This window comes from Paucibacter sp. KBW04, assembly GCF_003852425.1.
Taxonomy (GTDB): domain Bacteria; phylum Pseudomonadota; class Gammaproteobacteria; order Burkholderiales; family Burkholderiaceae_C; genus Paucibacter_A.
This window is the reverse complement of sequence record NZ_QAJN01000017.1, coordinates 1-16,719: the sequence shown is the minus strand read 5'-3', so window position 1 is coordinate 16,719 and position 16,719 is coordinate 1. Positions and strand designations below refer to the sequence as shown.

The window sequence follows — 16,719 nt, the reverse complement described above, 5'->3', positions numbered from 1 at the left end:
GAGCGAACCCGACTTGGCCGGCTGAGCCGGCTTTCCGCAAAGCGCCCACCGTGTCCAAATCCGAAGTCCTGAGTTCCCGCCCGCGTTTGAAGTCCTGGCAACGCTGGGTCTTGATGGTGTTTGCCAGCCTTTTGCTGCTGATGATTGTCAGCTACCTCTTGGTGCCCAGACTGGTCCAATCCCTGGGGGCCAAGGCCGGCAGCGAAGCCCTGGGGCGAGAGCTCAGCATCGGTCGGGTCGAGTTTGCCCCCTGGCGCTTGGGGCTCAGCCTGCAGGATGTGCGGGTGGCAGGCCTGCCCAAGCAGCACGATCCTCTGTTGACGCTGGATCGCCTGGACGTGGATTTGTCCCTCAGCTCGCTCTGGCATCTCAGCCCTGTGGTGGACGCTTTGGCCATTCAAAAGCCGGTGCTGCGCCTGACGCGCACGGCCGAAGGCCATTACGACATCGATGATCTGATCGCCAAGTTCAGCGCACCCGTGCCAGCTAAAGCCAAGAGCGAGCCCCTGGCGGTGGCGCTTTACAACATTCAGCTGCAAGACGGCCAAATCCTGCTGGATGACCAGCCCCTGCAGCGCCGCCATGAGCTGAGCCAGTTGCGACTGGCCCTGCCTTTTGTCTCCACCGCCAGTGCCGACGTCAAGGTTTGGGTGCAGCCGGTGCTGGCCGGCGTTCTGAACGGGGTTCATTTCGGCAGCCAGGGGGAGGCCTTGCCTTTTGCAGCCCAGCCGGAAGCCAAGCTGAATTTCAAGTTGGACGAGCTGGACCTGGCGCCTTATTTGGGCTATCTGCCCGCGGCCTTGCCCCTGCGCTTGGTCAAGGGCAAGGTGCAGGCCGAGCTGGCCCTTCAGTTTCAACAGCCTCCCAAGCAAAAGCCGCAGCTGACGCTGTCGGGTCAGATCAAGCTGGCTGACTTTGCCTTGCAAAAGCCCGATCAAACGCCTTGGCTGGCTTGGAATTCCTTGGGGCTTGGCCTCAAGCAGGTGCAGCCGCTGCAGCAGCACATCGCCCTGGCTGAGTTGAACTGGCAGGGCCTGGACCTGCAGCTCGACCGCGATGCCGCCGGCCATATCTGGCTGCCGAGCGGCACGGCGCCGCCGGCCGCCAATGCGTCCGTCAGCGCATCGGCCAAGCCGGTTCCGAGCAAGAATGCGGTTGCGGCTTCGCCCTGGCAGTTCAGTCTGGATCAATTCAAGCTGAGCGATTCAAAGCTGAGCTGGCGTGACGCTGGCGTGCCCGGGCGGGTGGCTTTGAACCTGACGCAGCTGGAGCTGAGCTTGGGGGCGATTCAGTGGCCCCTGAAGTCGGCCAGCCCACTTGCTTTTTCCGCCCAGCTGCAGCCTGAAGCGGGCAAGGCCGCGGCGGCGTCCCAGCTCAAGGGTGAAGCTCAAATCAGCCCAAGCGAGTTGACGGCCGGGCTGGCCTGGGAGCAACTGCCCCTGCAATGGTTTGAACCCTATTGGGCGGCTCAGACGCCGCTCAGATTCACTGCCCATGCCTCGGGCCGTGCCAGCATCAAACTGACCCAGCCCCTGGATGAGAACCCGTTGGCGCGCCTGAGCCTAGGCCTGCAGGACCTGCAAGTCAGCAAGCTGAGTGCGACTGCCCAGGGTGCCAAGTCCGCTGAGGCGCTGTTCAAACTGGATGCTTTGAAACTGGACAAGGCCGAGCTGGATCTGGGCGGCCAGGCAATCAAGGCGGGCGAGCTGAGTTTGAGCAAGCCCGATCTGCTGCTGGCAAGGGCCAAGGGCGCGGATTGGAATTTCGCCGCGCTGCTGCCCGCGGCCGCGCCCGCTGGGGCTGCGAAGAAAGCGCCTGCGCCCAAGGCTGGGAGGCGGCCGGTCTTGAAGTTGTCAGCGCCCGAAGACGAGGGGGAACCTAAGGTGCCAGTGGCTCCAAGGTCCAAGGATTGGCGGCTGAGCCTGCAATCGCTCAAGGTCGACGGCGGTCAGCTGCGTCTGCAGGACGCGGCCGCGCCGGCCGGTGTGGCTTCGCTGAAGGCCGACCAGCTGCGCTTGCGCCTGGATGATGTGGCTTGGCCGGGCAGCAAGGCGGGCAGCGCCGCCCAGCTGAACTTCCGCATGGGTGGGGTGCAAGCGGCCCAGCAGGAGGGGCGCCGAGCCGGTCGTCGTGGGCAGACACAAATCGCCGCCGCTGCCGTGCCGGCGGGAAGCTTTGATTGGCGAGGACGCATTGTGCTGGAGCCCCTGAGTGCCAGCGGCAAGCTGCGAGCCGAGCGCCTGCCCCTGCATTTGCTGGCCCCCTATCTGGACCCGGCCCTGGGCTTTTCTCTGCAGCGAGCCGAGCTGGGCTTGCGCGGTGAGTTCAATGGCAAACAACAGGGCAGTGACTGGTTGGCCGGCGCCAAAGCCGATGTGTTGCTGACCGATCTGCGCTTGCAGCAAACCCGGCTGCAGGACGGTCAGCGGGTGCTGGGTGAGGAGTTGCTGAACTGGCAGGCCTTGAATCTCGACGGCGTGCGCTTTGAGATGAAGCCCAAGCAAACGCCGCAGCTGGCGATTGCCGAGTTGCGATTGAGCGATTTCTTCGCCCGCCTCTTGATCGATGAGCAGGGCCACTTCAACCTCAGCAGCCTGGGGGCAGAAAAAGAGGCCAAGGCCGCTGAAGCGCCTGTTGCGGCCCCGCCCGCGGCGCCTGCCGCCTCGGTAGCCGTCGCAGCGCCAGCGCCCCTGCCACTGCAGATCAGCCTGGAGCAGACGCGCATCAGCAAGGGCCGGGTGGACTTCACCGATCACTTCGTGCGCCCCAATTACAGCGCCCAGCTGTCCGAGTTGGAGGGCAGTTTGGGGGCGGTCAAGAGCGGCCAGGCCGGCCTGGCGCCGCTGCAACTGCGGGGCAAGGTGGCAGGCACGGGTTTGTTGGAAATCGAGGGCCAACTCAACCCCCTGGGCTCACCCCTGCAGCTGGATGTGCGCGCCAGCGCCACCGATATCGAGCTGGCTCCGCTCTCGCCCTATGCCGCCAAATACGCGGGCTATGCGATCGAACGCGGCAAGCTGTCCACCAAGGTGCAATACAAGATAGAGCCGGGCGGCGCCTTGCAGGCCAATAACCAGGTGATTCTGAATCAGCTGACCTTTGGCGAAGCCGTGGCCAGCCCCGACGCGACCAAGCTGCCTGTGCTGCTGGCGGTGGCTTTGATGAAGGATCGCAACGGGGTGATCGATGTGGATCTGCCGGTGTCCGGCTCCATCAACGATCCGCAGTTCAGCGTGGGGGCCGTGGTCTGGAAGTTGGTGCTGAACCTGATCGGCAAGGCCTTGACCTCGCCTTTTTCGTTGCTGAGCGGCGGCGGGGGTGATGATCACAGCCGCATCGCCTTTGCGCCCGGCAGCGCCACGCCCAGCTCGCCCCAGGTGCTGGACAAGGTGGCCAAGGCCTTGCTCGACAAGCCCAGCCTGAACCTGACCATCATCGGCTCTGCCGACCTGGAGCAGGAGCGCGATGCCATCCAACAAGCCCAGCTGGAGCGCGCGATGCTGGCGCAGCGCCGCCTGGAACTGCAGCGCCGCCAGACTGCTAGCGGCGATGCCCAAGCGGCCGCGGCCGATCTCAGCCTCAGCGAGGCCGACCGCGCCCGTTTGCTGAAGTCGGTCTACGAGGCGACCAAGCTGCCCAACAAGCCGCGCAATGTGCTGGGTTTTGCCAAGGATTTGCCGGCGTCTGAGATGCGCAGCCTGCTCTTGGTCAGCTTTCCCATAGACGAGGACCGCGTGCGAGCCCTGGCTCTCGCCCGCGGAGTGGCTGTGCGCGATGCCTTGATCGCCAAAGGCCTGCCCAATAGTCGCATCTTCCTGGCCAGCCCCAAGCTGCATCACAGCGAGGCTTCAGGCAAGGGCGAGGGCTGGACGCCGACGGTAGAACTCAAGCTGGCCACCGATTGAGGCGGCTATGCTCTGCGCCTTGTTTTTTAACTTGGCCAGTCGCCTGAAACCCATGAAATTCCCTGGTTTGCAGCACCCCAGCCCTGATGAATGAGACCGGATCGCCACCCTTGCTGCAGGTCCAGGGTCTGAGCCATCGTTACCCGGGGTCTCGGCGCAGCCTGCGCTTTGCCGATTTCGAGCTGGCCGCCGGTCAGCACCTGCTTTTGCGCGGCAATTCAGGGAGCGGCAAGTCCACCTTGCTGGCTTTGCTGGCCGGCCTGCTGAGCCCCACGAGCGGCGAGGTCAGGGTGCAAGGCCGCGCTCTGCAGGGCTTGAGCTTGCGTCAGCGCGATGCCTGGCGGGGCGAGTTCCTGGGCTTTGTGCCCCAGCGCCTGCATCTCAGTGCGGCGCTGACGGTGATGGACAACCTCAGCCTGCCATTTTTGAGCGTGGGCTTGCCGCCGGATACCGCGCGAGCAGGGGCCATGCTGGAGCGCCTGGGTCTGGCCGAATTGGCCGCCCGCTACCCGCATCAACTCAGCGTGGGCCAAGCCCAGCGCGTCGCCCTGGCGCGGGCCCTGCTGCGCAAGCCCCGCCTGCTGCTGGCCGATGAGCCCAGTGCCAGCCTGGACGACGCGAATGCCGCCCAGGTCTTGCGCCTGCTGCAGGAAGCGGCGAGAGAGCAGGGCGCCAGCCTGCTGCTGGCCACCCACGACGGCCGCATTGCCAAGCAATGGGCTGACTCGACGCTCACGGCCGGGGCCAAAACCCTGGTGCTGCCCGACGCCGCTGATGCCGTTGACGCCGCTACAGGCGCTACAAGCGCTACAAGCGCTGACGGCGCGACCGGGAGCCTGGCATGAAGCTGTGGCGTTTGGCCTGGACGTACCTCTGGTCCCAACCTCTGACGGCGGCCTTGAATCTGCTGCTCTTGAGCCTGGGCCTGGCGGCGATCAGCTTTGTGATGCTGGTGTCCGAGCAGATCGAGGCCGGAGTCAAGCGTGATCTGAAGGGCATCGATCTGGTGGTGGGCGCCAAGGGCAGCCCCATGCAGATTTTGCTGTCGGGGGTGTTCCATCTGGACGTGCCCACCAGCAATATTCCTTTGGCCACGCTGGAGACCCTGCGCGCCCACCCCCTGGTGGCGCGGGCCGTGCCCCTGTCTTTGGGTGACAGCCTGCGCGCTTATCGCTTGGTGGGCACGACGCCGCAGTACCTGGAGCTGAGTGCTTCTACCCTGGCTCAAGGCCGTTTGTGGGATGCACCCATGCAGGCCGTGCTAGGCGCCGAGGTGGCACGCGAACTGGGTTTGAAGCTGGGCGATCAGTTTGCCAGCACTCATGGCCTGGGTGAGCAGGGCGACGCGCATGCCGGCCAGCCCTACACGGTGGTGGGAATTCTGGAGGGTAGTGGCGCGGTCTTGGATCGCCTGGTGCTGACCGATCTGCGCTCGGTGTGGGCGGCGCATGAGGCCCACCATCCGGCTGCAGCCTCAGCAGCAGGAGGCAAGCATGAGGACCATGATGAGCATCATGGCGAGCACGGGCACGGGCACGGACACGAGGCCGAGCAGCCACCACGCGAAATCACGCTGGTCTTGCTGACTTATCGCAGCCCTCTGGCCGCCATCAGCCTGCCGCGCTGGGTCAATGCCCAGCCGGGTCTGCAGGCCAGCGCGCCGGCCCTGGAAACGGCCCGTTTGCTGCGCATGGTGGGGGCGGGCGAGGAAGTATTGAAGGGCTTTGCGGCGGTGATGCTGCTCTCGGCCGGCTTGTCGGTGTTTGTGGCCTTGCTGCATGCGGTGCGGGCCAGGCAAAGCGATCTGGCCATGATGCGCATGTTGGGCGCGCCGCCCTGGCGTGTGGCGGCCTTGGTGAGCTTGGAGGCCATGAGTTTGGCCGCCCTGGCCGCCGTCCTGGGTCTGGCCCTGGGCCATGGCTTGGCGGGTCTGTTGGGCCAGCTGCTGGCGAGCCAGCATTCCCTGCCCGTTAGCGCCTGGTGGTGGGCGGCGGGGGAGTGGCTGGTCTTGCCCCTGGCCCTGGGCCTGGCCTTGCTGGCTGCCGCCTGGCCGGCATGGCGGGCCTTCAGGTTGGATGTGACCGAGCTTTTGCAGGCGCCGCGCTAAGGCTTGGGGAGGCTTTTTGCTTGCTCTTGTGACGGCCCTGTCATGGAGGCGCAGGCACAATAGCGCTTTCCGTCATGCCTGACGGGCTCTTACTCATGAGAAACAACGCCAACGTGGACAAGCAGGCCCCGACTTTCAACCGCCAGTTGCGCAGCCCTCGCCTTGCTCGGCCTGTTGGCTTGCCAGCCTTGCTGCTGGCGAGCGTGCTGGCCGGCTTGGCGCCGGTGTCGGTCTGGGCCCAGCCCGCGCCGGTCATCGGCCAGGGGCCGGGTTATCACGACCCGCGCAGCCCTTTCAAACCTTTGCAAGAGCATGAAGGCGTGTTGACCTGGAGCTTGCTGTCTTCGGTGACGACCAAGGCCGACAAGACCCGGCTGATTCCGGTCTTCCCCAGTGCGGTGCAGGCCTTGGACAAGAAGACCGTCAAGGTTCAGGGCTTCATGATGCCGCTGGAGCCGGGTGACAAGCAGCGCCACTTCCTCTTGTCTTCGGTGCCCACCAGTTGTTCTTTTTGCGTGCCGGCCGGGCCCGAGGGCTTGATCGAGGTGCGGACCAAACAGCCCGTGCGTTACAGCCTGGAGCCGGTGCTGGTCGAGGGCGTGTTGTCGGTCTTGAATGACGACCCCTACGGCCTGTTCTATCGCCTCAGCGAGGGCCAGCCCCTGGCCTACAAGCCCTGATTCTTAATCGATGCTGAGACGCGCGCCGCCCACTACCGCAGCAGCCAGCCAGACGGTTAAGTTCTGCTTGGCGCTGCTGTGTGCGCTGTGCTTGCTGAGCATGCAGGCCCTGGGCCAATGGCACCGGGTGGTGCACGGCAATGCGCCTGTGGCGATCTTGGCCCTGCATCAAGCGGGCGCCAAGGCTGGCTCCAGCTCATGGACCGACACTGGTTTTTGGGGTCACCAGGCGGGCGACGCCGCCTGCCATCTCTTGGATCAGCTGGGCCAGCATCAGCTGCCCACGGCCGGCTGCGAGCTCGGCCTGCTGCAGATGGGCAGGGGCGACGTGCCCGGCCTGCTGCCCGCCAGTGCGGCCGCGCAGCTGTTTTGGAAGCGCGGCGCGCGCGGTCCTCCCTCTCGTTTGATGGCTTGAACTGTAGGCCTCTGCCGAGCCCGCCAAGCTGCGGGTCGGTGGACTGCTCCTTCCTTCCCATCCTGGCTTGCGCTGTCGCTCACGAGTCGACGCGCGCCTACACGAGATTTCCATGCAAACGACTTTTTTCGCGCCTCGGCCCCTGGCCCTGAGCGCCCATCTGCTGTGCCTGAGCCTGGCTGCTTTCCCCTTGATCGGCCATGGCCAAGAAAACACGGCCAAGCCCGCCGCCTTGCCGACCGAGGCCACTTCGGCCGGTGCCCAGAAGCTTGACCGCGTCGTCACCACCGGCAACCCATTGCGCAGCGCCGATCTGGCCCAGCCGGTGGATGTGCTCTCGGGCGACGCCTTGATCCTGCGCCGTGCCTCCACCCTGGGCGAGACCCTGGACGGCCTGCCCGGCGTGGGCGCCAGCTACTTCGGCCCGAACAGCAATCGACCCACCATCCGTGGCTTGGATGGCGACCGGGTGCGCATGCTGAGCAATTCCGGCAGCTCGGTTGATGCCTCCAGCCTGAGCTTTGACCACGCCGTGCCTCTGGACCCCTTGGTGGTCGAGCAGGTCGAGGTGCTGCGCGGTGCGGCCGCCTTGCTTTACGGCGGCAATGCGGTAGGTGGGGTGGTCAATACCCTGGACAACCGCATTCCCCGCAAGGCCTTGGGAAGCTTCGGCGGTGCGGCCGAGCTGCGCCTGGGCGGCGCCTCTGCCGAGCGCAATGCCGCCTTGCTGCTGGAAGGCGGCACGGGTGAGGGCAAAGCAGGCTTTGCCTGGCATGCCGATCTGTCGGGGCGGCGAGCCGGTGATCAAAGCACGCCGCGCTTTGACAGCGTGGACGGCCCTAGCCGCCATGTGCGCAACTCGGCCTCGGACAGCCATGGTGGAGCGCTGGGCGCGTCCTATGTGTTTGCCAATGGTTTTGCGGGCGTCTCGGTGGATGACTACCGCAGCGACTACGGCGTGACGGTGGAGCCCGATATCAAGATCAAGATGCAACGCCAGCGCCTGGCCGCCGCCGGTGAGTGGCGCGCCGGCGAGGACAAGAGTGCCTTGCTGCAGCGCCTGAGCTGGCAGCTCAGCCGCAGCGACTACGAGCACAAGGAGATCGAAGGCACGGGCGAAGTCGGCACGGTGTTCAAGAGCCATGGCAATGATCTGCGCCTGGAGGCCGAGCATCGCGCCTTCGGCCCGGTGCACGGCGTGCTGGGTCTGCAGTGGGAGAAGTCTGACTTCTCGGCCTTGGGCGAAGAGGCCTTGGTGCCCAGTTCGCGCACCGAAAACGGCGCCGTCTTTGTGCTGGAGCAGTATGAGGCCGGCCCTCTGAGCCTGTCGGCCGGCGCCCGCGCCGAGTCGGTGCGGGTGGATAGCGACGGCGATGCGGCCGACGCCGCCGAGCCCAAGTTCGGCGCGGCCAGCACCCGCAAGTTCAAGCCGCACAGCTTCTCCCTCAGCGGTAGCTACTCCCTGGCCAGTGTGGTCCAAGGCCTGAGCCTGAACCTCAATCTCAATAGCACCGAGCGGGCGCCCATGTTTTATGAGTTACATGCCCATGGCGTGCATGTGGCCAGCGGTGCCTTCGAGCGCGGCGACGCCGATCTGGGCCTGGAAAAGGCCAAGGGCGTGGACTTGGGCCTGCAGTGGAAGACGGCGAATCAGCTGCTGCGCCTGAACGTCTACCAAACGCGCTTTTCCAGCTATATCGCGCTCGATGCGACCGGCGAGCAGCATCAGGAGCCAGGCGCGGACGCCTTACCGGTCTATGCTTTTAAATCGGTGCCAGCTCTGCTCAAGGGCTTTGAGCTGGAAGGGCGATGGACCCTGCCGGCCCAAGCGCTGCCGGGTGCGCTGCTGACCCTCTCGGCCCAGTTGGACGGCGTGCGCGGCGAGAACCGTGCCACCGGCGAAGCCTTGCCGCGCCTGGCGCCATTGCGCGCCACCTTGGGCCTGGACGCTAGCCAAGGCGCCTGGTCGGGCCGCCTGGAATGGCGCCTGGCCGCGCGCCAGGACCGCGTGCCGGTGCTGGACAAGCCCACCGCGGGTTACGGCATCGTCAAGCTGAGCCTGGCGCGCCAGTTCATGCTGGGCAATAGCGATGCGCTGTGGTACTTGAAGCTGGACAATCTGACCAACAAGCTGGCCTACAGCGCCTCCTCGGTGGCCACCATCCGAGATTTGAGTCCGCTGGCCGGGCGCTCCCTGCACACCGGGGTGCAGGTTCGCTTCTAAGCGAGTTCAAAGCAAGCAAGAGGGCGGGGCAGGCAAGACCTGACCCCGCTCTATCTTCACTCCGCGCTTGCGGCGGCGATCAGGGGGCCAGTCTTTCCTTGATCCAGTGGCCCGCTTCATCCCGGCGGTAGCTGATGCGGTCATGCAGGCGCGATTTGCGCCCCTGCCAAAACTCCCAGCGCTCAGGGACCAGACGGAAGCCGCCCCAGTTCGGCGGGCGCTGCGGGTTCATGCCGTGCTGCAGGGCGGCCTTGGCGGCATTGGCCACCAGCACCCCGCGCGAGCTGATCACCTGGCTTTGCGGTGAGGCCCAGGCACCCAGGCGGGAGTCCAGCGGGCGGGAATGGTAGTAGGCATCGGATTCAGCGGCATCCACCTGGCTCACCACGCCCTCGATGCGCACCACCCGTTCCAGCTCCACCCAGTGGAACTGCAGGGCGGCGTGCGGATTGTTGGCCAACTCCTGGCCTTTGCGGCTGTCGTAATTGGTGAACCAGACGATGCCGCGCTCATCAAAACCCTTGATTAGCACGATGCGGGTGGAGGGCCGCCCCTGTGCGTTGACCGTGGCCAGAGTCATGGCATTGGGCTCGGGGATCTCGCCGGCCAAGGCCTGATCCAGCCATTGCTTGAACTGGCTCAGGGGTTGATCGGCAGCGACGCTCTCGTCCAGCTCACCTTGCTCATAGCTTTTACGCAGATCGGATAATTTGCTCATGGGCATAAGTATGCGATGTTTATCGACGCCTGCCTTGATCGGGCTCTGTGTGAGCCCGGCCCAAGGAGGGGACATATGTCAGCTGGCTCGTAGAACACCCTAAGTGTTGGCCCCAGTTCCACGCCCAGGCCCCGGGCGGCATGCTGTGGACTCTGGCGTTAGCCCGGCGTCAGACCGGGGCAGCTCGAGAGGGTTTTCTAAAAGTGAGTTCAAGCGGATGAGCAAACGGCGACCTGCTGTGGTCGTGCTGGCGGCAGGGCGCGGCATACGATTTCACGGCTCCGGCCACAAACTGGCGCAAAGACTGGGTCAGTCGGCGGAGCCGATGGCCGGGCTTGAGCCCGAGGGCAACGCCGACTTCTCAGACCTCAGTCAAGACACCGTGCTCTCGCGCAGCCTGCGCCATGCCATCGACAGCGGTCTGCCCGTCGTGGTGGTGACCACGTCCAAACTCGCGCCACTGGTGCAGCGCTGGGTGGCCAGTGCCGATGTGGTGGTGCGTCCCGATTTTGATGCCCAGGGCCGACCCACACCGGTCGGCATGGGTTACTCCATCGCGGCCGGTGTCAGTGCCAGCGGCGATGCCGATGGCTGGCTCATCATGCCGGCCGACATGCCTTTGCTGCGTCCCAGCAGCATCCTGGCGGTGGCCGCGGCCATCGAGCAATACCCGGCCGCCTTTGCCCAGTACAAGGGGCGGCAGGGCCACCCCGTGGGCTTCAGCCCCGAGCTGTATTCCGAGCTGTTGGAATTGCAAGGCGACGAAGGCGCGCGCCGCATCTTGGCCCGCTATCCCTCGCAAGCGGTGGAGGTCGATGACCCCGGAGTGCTGGTCGATGTGGACACGGTGGAAGACCTGGACCGCTTGCGCAGTCAACAGCTCTGAGCTGCTTCTTTCAACAGGCCGTGGCGCTCGGCCAGGGTGAGTTGGCGTTCCAGTTCGGCATCGCAAATCCCGTGTGAGCGCAAGCTGATGACGGTGCGCTGCAGATAGTCCAGGGTGCTGCCGTAGCGGCCCTGCGCATGGCGCAGAATGTGCAGCAGAGCCGCATCGTCCAAATGCGCTTGCAGGCCAGGGCTTTGGCGGGGCAGGGTGAAGCTGAGGGCAGGGCGCGGGCCTTGTGGCGTCTGGCAAAGCAGCCAGCGCGGCTCGTAGGAGCCCACGACCATCTCGCGCGCCCACAGCTCGCACAGGACGGCGGCGCTCTGCGTTGGCGCCACGCGGTAAAACAGCCCCCGGCAACTGCCACCCGACAAAAGACAGAGGACCAGGCCGGCCTGTTGCGCATTGCCTCGGTTGACCAAGGAGCGCAGGCGCAGGGCACGGTGGAAGCCGTGGACCAGGGCGGGACCTTGCTCAGCGGGGTCGAAACCGGGCTTCCAGATCAGGGAGCCGTAGGCAAACAAGAGCAGGCCTTGTTCGCGGTCCCAGGCGGCTTCGGCCTCGCGGTAAAGGCGCTGGCTGCGCTCGGGCAGGCCGCGTATCAGGGCCGGAAGATCGTGGGCGGTGTTCTGGGCGCTGGCAGAAGGCATGGCTTGATGCTGCCACAAAACAAGGGGTGGGCGCCGGCTGAACAGGGCCGCGTCCCAAGCCTGCCTCAGCTCGCCCCTTGTTGGCAAGCGGGGTTAGGCCGCTTGTGCAGGCTTGTGGCCTGAGGACAATGCCTGGGTCCCGCTGTCGGTGCTCTTGGATTTCATCTTGCCTCTGCCTTGTTTCCCATTCACGCGCTTTGCCTTCTCTCCCCCATGGCTGCTGATCCTGTTGGCGGCTTGGCTGCTGGCCGGTGCCAGCTGGGCGGCGGGTTCGGCTGGCGCGAGCGCCAGTGCGAATGCAGGAGCGGGCGCTGCAACGGCCAGCAGCCCGGCCTCGGTGCAAGACTCGCCCACCTTGCGCAAGATCCGCGACACCGGCCTGATCGTGCTGGGTTTTAGAGTCGCATCCGCGCCTTTCTCTTACCTCGACGCCAAGCTGCGGCCGCAAGGTTATTCCATCGATCTGTGTCAGCAGGTCATCGCCGCCGTGAAGAAGCGCCTGGACATGCCGGAGCTGGAGGTCAAGCTCCTGCCCGTCACCTCGGCCACCCGCATGCCCCTGGTGGGCAATGGCTCAGTGGATCTGGAATGTGGTGTGACCACCAATACCAGCGAGCGGCAAAAGACCCAGGCCTTCTCCCTCACCACCTTTGTGGCCGAAAGCCGCTTGCTGTCCAAGCGCGAGTCCGAGGTGCGCACGCTGGAAGATCTGCGCGGCAAGGCGGTGGCTTCCACCATCGCCACCACCAGCATCCAGTTCCTGCATCAGGCCAATCAGGCCCACAAGCTGGACCTGCGCATCCTCGTAGGCCTGGACGACCGCGATGCCTTCCGCCTGCTGCAAACCGACCGGGCCGTCGCCTACGCCATGGACGATGTGCTCTTGCGCATGTCTTTGCTGACGGCGCCGAATCCGGCCGAGTTCGTGATCTCGGAGGAGGCCTATTCCGTCGAGCCCTATGCCATCGGCCTGCCGCGCGATGATGCGGTCTACAAGGCCTTGGTGGACGGGGTCATTGCCGGCCTCTACCAGCGCGGTGAGATCCAGGCCATTTACAAGAAGTGGTTTCTCTCACCCATCCCCCCACGCGGCATCAATTTGCAGCTGGCCATGAGCGAGGCCTTCAAAAAGGTGATCGCCAAGCCTACGGATTCGCCCGACCCCGCGCTTTACCGCTGAGCCCGAACGCTCAAGTCGAGCGGAACTTGTCCAGCTCGATGCCGTGCCGATTGAGCTTGTCGTAAAGCGTCTTCTTGGCCGTGCCCAGCATCTCCATGGCCGCCGGGATGCGGCCCTGGCATTTGCGCAAGGCCTGTTCGATCAAGGCCTTTTCCACCTGGTCCATTTGCTGGGCCAGGCTGGCGCCGGGCGCGGCGGCCTTGTCGACCTCATCGCTGCAAGCGCCTTCCTTGCTATCGATGGCCAGCACAAAACGATCGGCCGCATTGCGCACCTCGCGCACATTGCCGGGCCAGTCGTGGGCCAGCAATTCGCGCAGGCGTTGCGGTGTCAGCTCGGGCGCCTGGCGCTCGTAGCGGGCACAGGCCTGGGCCACAAAATGCTCGAACAGCAAAGGGATGTCCTCGCGCCGCTCGCTCAGCGGCGGCAGCTGCAGCGTCGCCACATTGAGGCGGTAGTAGAGGTCGCTGCGGAACTTGCCTTGCTCGCTCAGGGCGCGCAGATCGGCCTTGGTAGCGGCGATCACCCGCACATTGATGGGCAGCTCGTCGTTGGAGCCGAGGCGCTCGACCTTGCGCTCCTGCAGCACTCGCAGCAGCTTGATCTGCAGCGTCATGGGCATGGTCTCGATCTCGTCCAGCAGCAGAGTGCCGCCGTTGGCGTGCTCGATCTTGCCGATGCGGCGTTTGCCGGCCGAGGTGTAGGCGCCGGGCTCGTGGCCGAAGAGTTCGCTCTCGAACAAGGCCTCGGGCAGGCCGCCGCAATTGATGGCGACGAAGTTGCGGTCGCGTCGGCTGCTCTGGTCGTGCAGGCAGCGCGCCACTAACTCCTTGCCGGTGCCGGTCTCGCCCAGAATCATCACATCGGCCGAGGTGTCCGCCAGGTTCAAGACCTGGGCCCGCACCTGCTGCATGGCGGGCGAGTTGCCCAGCAGCACCGCCTCCATGCCGCTGCGCCGCTGCAATTGCCCGCGCAACTCGTCCACCGCCACCTGCAGCACCCGCTTGTCCAGCGCGCGTTTGAGGGTGTCGACAAATCGTTCCGGCGCGAAGGGCTTTTCCAGAAAGTCGTAAGCCCCGGTGCGCATGGCTTGCACCGCCATGGCCACGTCGCCGTGCGCCGTCACCAGCACCACGGGCATCTCGGCGTCGGTCTTGATCACATGGTCCAGCAAGGCCAGGCCGTCCATGCCGGGCAGGCGCACATCGGTGGCGACGACGATTTGCGCGCCGGCCTGAATATGGGGCAGGGCCTCTTCGGCGCTGCCGCAGGCGATCACGTCCAGGCCTTCCAGCTCCAGGGTCTGGGTCAAGCTGGCGCGGACGGGTGGGTCGTCCTCGACGAACAAAATTTTGTAGCCTTCAAACATGGTGAGGGGGGTCTCTTTGGGGATTCTTTGTGGGTGTGGTGGCGCAAGCCTCAAGTCTTGAGTTCCAGATCGAACTCAAAGCACATGCCGGGTTCGTTCGAGCCCTCAGAGGCATTGGCGCGGGCGCGCAGGCTGCCGCCAAATTCATGCACGATTTTTGATGAAATCACCAGGCCCAGGCCCAGGCCTTGGCCGGCCGGCTTGGTGGTGAAAAAAGGTTCAAACAAGCGTTGCAGCAGATGGGCCGGCATGCCGCTGCCGTTGTCGATGATGCGCAGCCAGACGCGGGTTTGAGCCGGCGTCTGGGTCTTGCCTGGGGTATCGCTGTCAAACGGGGCCGTGCTGATGCGCAGGCAGGGGTTGTTGCAGCCCTGCATGGCGTCCAGGGCATTGCCCATCAGATTGACCAGCACCTGCTCCAGCCGGTTGCCGTCGCAGTTGACGCGCATGCCCTCGGGCAGCTTGATCTCCAGCCGCACCTGCTCGGCCTGCAGTCGGTGGTCCAGCAGCAGGCGAGCGCCTTGGATGGCGGCGCTGAGCAGCACCGGCGTGTGCACCGCCTCGGCCTTGCGGGCGAAGCTCTTGAGCTGGCGGGTGATCTTGCTCATGCGTTCCACCATCTCGTCGATGGCGCACAGGTTCTCGGCCACCGTGCTGCTGCGGCCTTTCTCCAGCAAGAGCAGGCTGTTGCGGGAGAGGGCGCGCAAGGCGGTCAGCGGCTGGTTGATCTCGTGCGAGATGCCGGCGGACATCTGGCCCAGCACGGCCAGCTTGCCGGCCTGGATCAGCTCGTCCTCGGCCTTCAGGCGCTGGTTGATCTGGTGTTTGAGTTCCTCATTGGTGCTGCGCAGCTCATGCGTGCGTTCGCTGACCTGGCGCTCCAGCTCGGCATGGGCGCGCTGCAAGGCCTCGCTGGCGCGGAACAGCTGCTGCACCGCCCGCCGCCTGAAGGCCAGGTAGAGGGCGACCAGGCCGATGGAGGTGCCCACCGCCGCGCCGCCCCAGGCGGCATAGCGGGCATGCAGCCAGACCTCGCTAGGGTCGGACAGCGTCACCAGGCGCAGGGCCAGGGGCACGACGGCGCGCTCCTGGGCCAGCAGCAGATTGCGCGCGCCCGGCTTGCTCGAACCCTCGGGCATGGGTTCTTGCACCTGCACCAGGCTGGTCTCGCTGCGCGCCAGGCCTTCGATGGCGATACCCAGGCCGGCCAGCATGGGCCCGGCGTAGCGGCCGCTGGCTAATAACTCCTGGCGCAGCTCGGGCGTGCTGTGATTGAGCAGGTGGTACTTCCACTCCGGCACCGAAGACATGATGACCACATCATGGCTGTCCACCACCAGCAGGCGTTCGCCCTGGGAGCGCAGGCCCTGGTCCACCCAGGTGGCTTCCAGCGGCGCCAGGTTCAGCTTGGCGACGACCCGACCCACGTCGCGGCCCTCGCGCTGCAGGCTTTGGATCAGAAAGTAGTCGGTGCTGCCATTGCTGGCGTCGGCGGCAAAGAACTGGCCGGCGCCCGAGCTGATGTGGGCCCCCAAACGCTGCATCAAGGCCTCGGCCGGGGTCTGCGGGCCGGCTGTGCCCCCGCCGCTCTTGGCGGGATAGTCCTCGCTGGAGGCCACCACCCGGTTCTGGGCGTCGATGATGAAGATCAGGCCCAGGCCGGCTCGCACATTGATGCGGGCCAGCTTGCGGCTGCTGCGCTGACGCAGGGCGGCATCTTGGGGCGCGTTGAGTACGGCCATCATGTCCTGATCGATGGCGATCAGGCTGGGCAGGTAGTCGTAACGCGCCAGTTGTGCTTCTAGGCTGGCGGCGTAAAGCTCCAGGCGCTCGGCCGCCACGGCGGCCAATTGCTCCATGCCGGCGCGCTCGCTCAGGCGGTGACCCAGGGCCAGGCCCAGGGCCATCAGCACCAGGGTCAGGCTGGCCAGGATGCTGGGTTGGCTCCAGTAGCGCACCGCCCGTTCGCGCCAACCCAGCTCACGCAGACGTGATGAGTCGGTCGAGCTTGAGTGGGGGGCGCTGGGCTTGCGGGTCTGCATACAGGCCGCTAGTGTGCCCAAAGCCGGGAGGGCTGTGCTCGAGGCCTGGCACTGCGAGCCCAGGGCCGACCCTTCGTCCGCTCCGCCAGGCGCACCCAGCCAGCGCCGATTTGCAGGGCGCAGTGTCGAACTTCACACGCGCTGCTGCGGCCTGGTGCCGATTTCCGCACGCGCCGGCCCGCAGGCCGGGCCGAATCGCCTGCGCCCCCATGGGGAGCCCTCGGTGAATACCCGCGATGTGTGATTTTTGGCATGTGGCTTGCGAATGTCTTGGCATCGACCCGCGTCTTCCGGTTCACCGGGAGCGTGGCAGTCATCCGCAAATATTTTTTTAGGAAGACAGGCCATGGAAACTTTTTTGCAACAGATCATCAACGGTCTGGTGCTCGGCAGCATGTACGCCCTGGTGGCGCTGGGGTACACGATGGTGTACGGCATCATCAACCTGATCAATTTCGCGCATGGCGAGATTTTGATGGTGGGGGCGCTGGTGAGTTGGACCGTGGTCTCGGCCCTGTCTGATTCGGGCCTGCCCGGCTGGGCCCT

The 16,719-nt window shown here is 65.5% G+C and carries 12 protein-coding genes and 1 pseudogene; 9 read left to right on the top strand and 4 right to left on the bottom strand.

What is annotated here, in order from left to right:
• Positions 1–50: 50 nt before the first annotated feature.
• The 6 genes from DBR47_RS20620 to DBR47_RS20595 all read left to right on the top strand — a co-directional run bounded on the left by DBR47_RS20620 (position 51) and on the right by DBR47_RS20595 (position 9,331).
• Complete coding sequence (locus DBR47_RS20620; protein ID WP_124453636.1) at positions 51–3,905, top strand: DUF748 domain-containing protein; 3,855 nt, start codon at positions 51–53, stop codon at positions 3,903–3,905.
• Between the two features lie 86 nt (positions 3,906–3,991).
• Complete coding sequence (locus DBR47_RS20615) at positions 3,992–4,750, top strand: ABC transporter ATP-binding protein (RefSeq protein WP_124453634.1); 759 nt, start codon at positions 3,992–3,994, stop codon at positions 4,748–4,750.
• Entirely contained in the window at positions 4,747–6,012 is a 1,266-nt protein-coding gene (locus DBR47_RS20610) for an FtsX-like permease family protein (RefSeq protein ID WP_124453632.1), read from the top strand. Before DBR47_RS20615 ends, DBR47_RS20610 begins: the two co-directional genes overlap by 4 nt.
• Positions 6,013–6,107: 95 nt before the next feature.
• Complete coding sequence (locus tag DBR47_RS20605; protein WP_124453630.1) at positions 6,108–6,692, top strand: DUF3299 domain-containing protein; 585 nt, start codon at positions 6,108–6,110, stop codon at positions 6,690–6,692.
• 10 nt (positions 6,693–6,702) lie between these two features.
• Complete coding sequence (locus tag DBR47_RS20600) at positions 6,703–7,107, top strand: hypothetical protein (RefSeq protein ID WP_124453628.1); 405 nt, start codon at positions 6,703–6,705, stop codon at positions 7,105–7,107.
• Positions 7,108–7,219: 112 nt separating this feature from the next.
• Positions 7,220–9,331, top strand: a complete 2,112-nt coding sequence (locus tag DBR47_RS20595) for a TonB-dependent receptor (RefSeq protein ID WP_124453626.1) — start codon at positions 7,220–7,222, stop codon at positions 9,329–9,331.
• A 79-nt stretch (positions 9,332–9,410) separates the two neighbouring features.
• Here DBR47_RS20595 and pdxH read toward each other — a convergent pair whose 3' ends face one another.
• Positions 9,411–10,049, bottom strand: a complete 639-nt coding sequence (gene pdxH / locus DBR47_RS20590) for a pyridoxamine 5'-phosphate oxidase (protein WP_124453624.1) — start codon at positions 10,047–10,049, stop codon at positions 9,411–9,413.
• Positions 10,050–10,266: 217 nt separating this feature from the next.
• Here pdxH and DBR47_RS20585 point away from each other — a divergent pair, with 217 nt between their 5' ends.
• Positions 10,267–10,935, top strand: coding sequence for an NTP transferase domain-containing protein (locus tag DBR47_RS20585; RefSeq protein ID WP_124453621.1), 669 nt, complete (start codon positions 10,267–10,269; stop codon positions 10,933–10,935).
• On the opposite strand, the gene DBR47_RS20580 is transcribed toward DBR47_RS20585, so the two are convergent.
• Positions 10,923–11,582, bottom strand: a complete 660-nt coding sequence (locus DBR47_RS20580; protein ID WP_124453619.1) for a gamma-glutamylcyclotransferase — start codon at positions 11,580–11,582, stop codon at positions 10,923–10,925. The genes DBR47_RS20585 and DBR47_RS20580 overlap by 13 nt on opposite strands.
• A gap of 166 nt (positions 11,583–11,748) precedes the next feature.
• Between DBR47_RS20580 and DBR47_RS20575 the strand changes: the two genes are divergently transcribed.
• Positions 11,749–12,762, top strand: a complete 1,014-nt coding sequence (locus DBR47_RS20575; protein WP_231512422.1) for an amino acid ABC transporter substrate-binding protein — start codon at positions 11,749–11,751, stop codon at positions 12,760–12,762.
• Between the two features lie 10 nt (positions 12,763–12,772).
• Here the strand turns inward: DBR47_RS20575 and DBR47_RS20570 are convergent, their stop codons facing one another.
• Both DBR47_RS20570 and DBR47_RS20565 read right to left on the bottom strand, forming a co-directional pair.
• Entirely contained in the window at positions 12,773–14,131 is a 1,359-nt protein-coding gene (locus tag DBR47_RS20570; RefSeq protein ID WP_124453617.1) for a sigma-54 dependent transcriptional regulator, read from the bottom strand.
• Positions 14,132–14,181: 50 nt separating this feature from the next.
• Positions 14,182–16,173, bottom strand: a complete 1,992-nt coding sequence (locus tag DBR47_RS20565) for an ATP-binding protein (RefSeq protein ID WP_124453615.1) — start codon at positions 16,171–16,173, stop codon at positions 14,182–14,184.
• Positions 16,174–16,519: 346 nt separating this feature from the next.
• Between DBR47_RS20565 and DBR47_RS20560 the strand changes: the two are divergent.
• Positions 16,520–16,719: pseudogene (locus DBR47_RS20560) on the top strand (branched-chain amino acid ABC transporter permease); the annotation flags it as partial.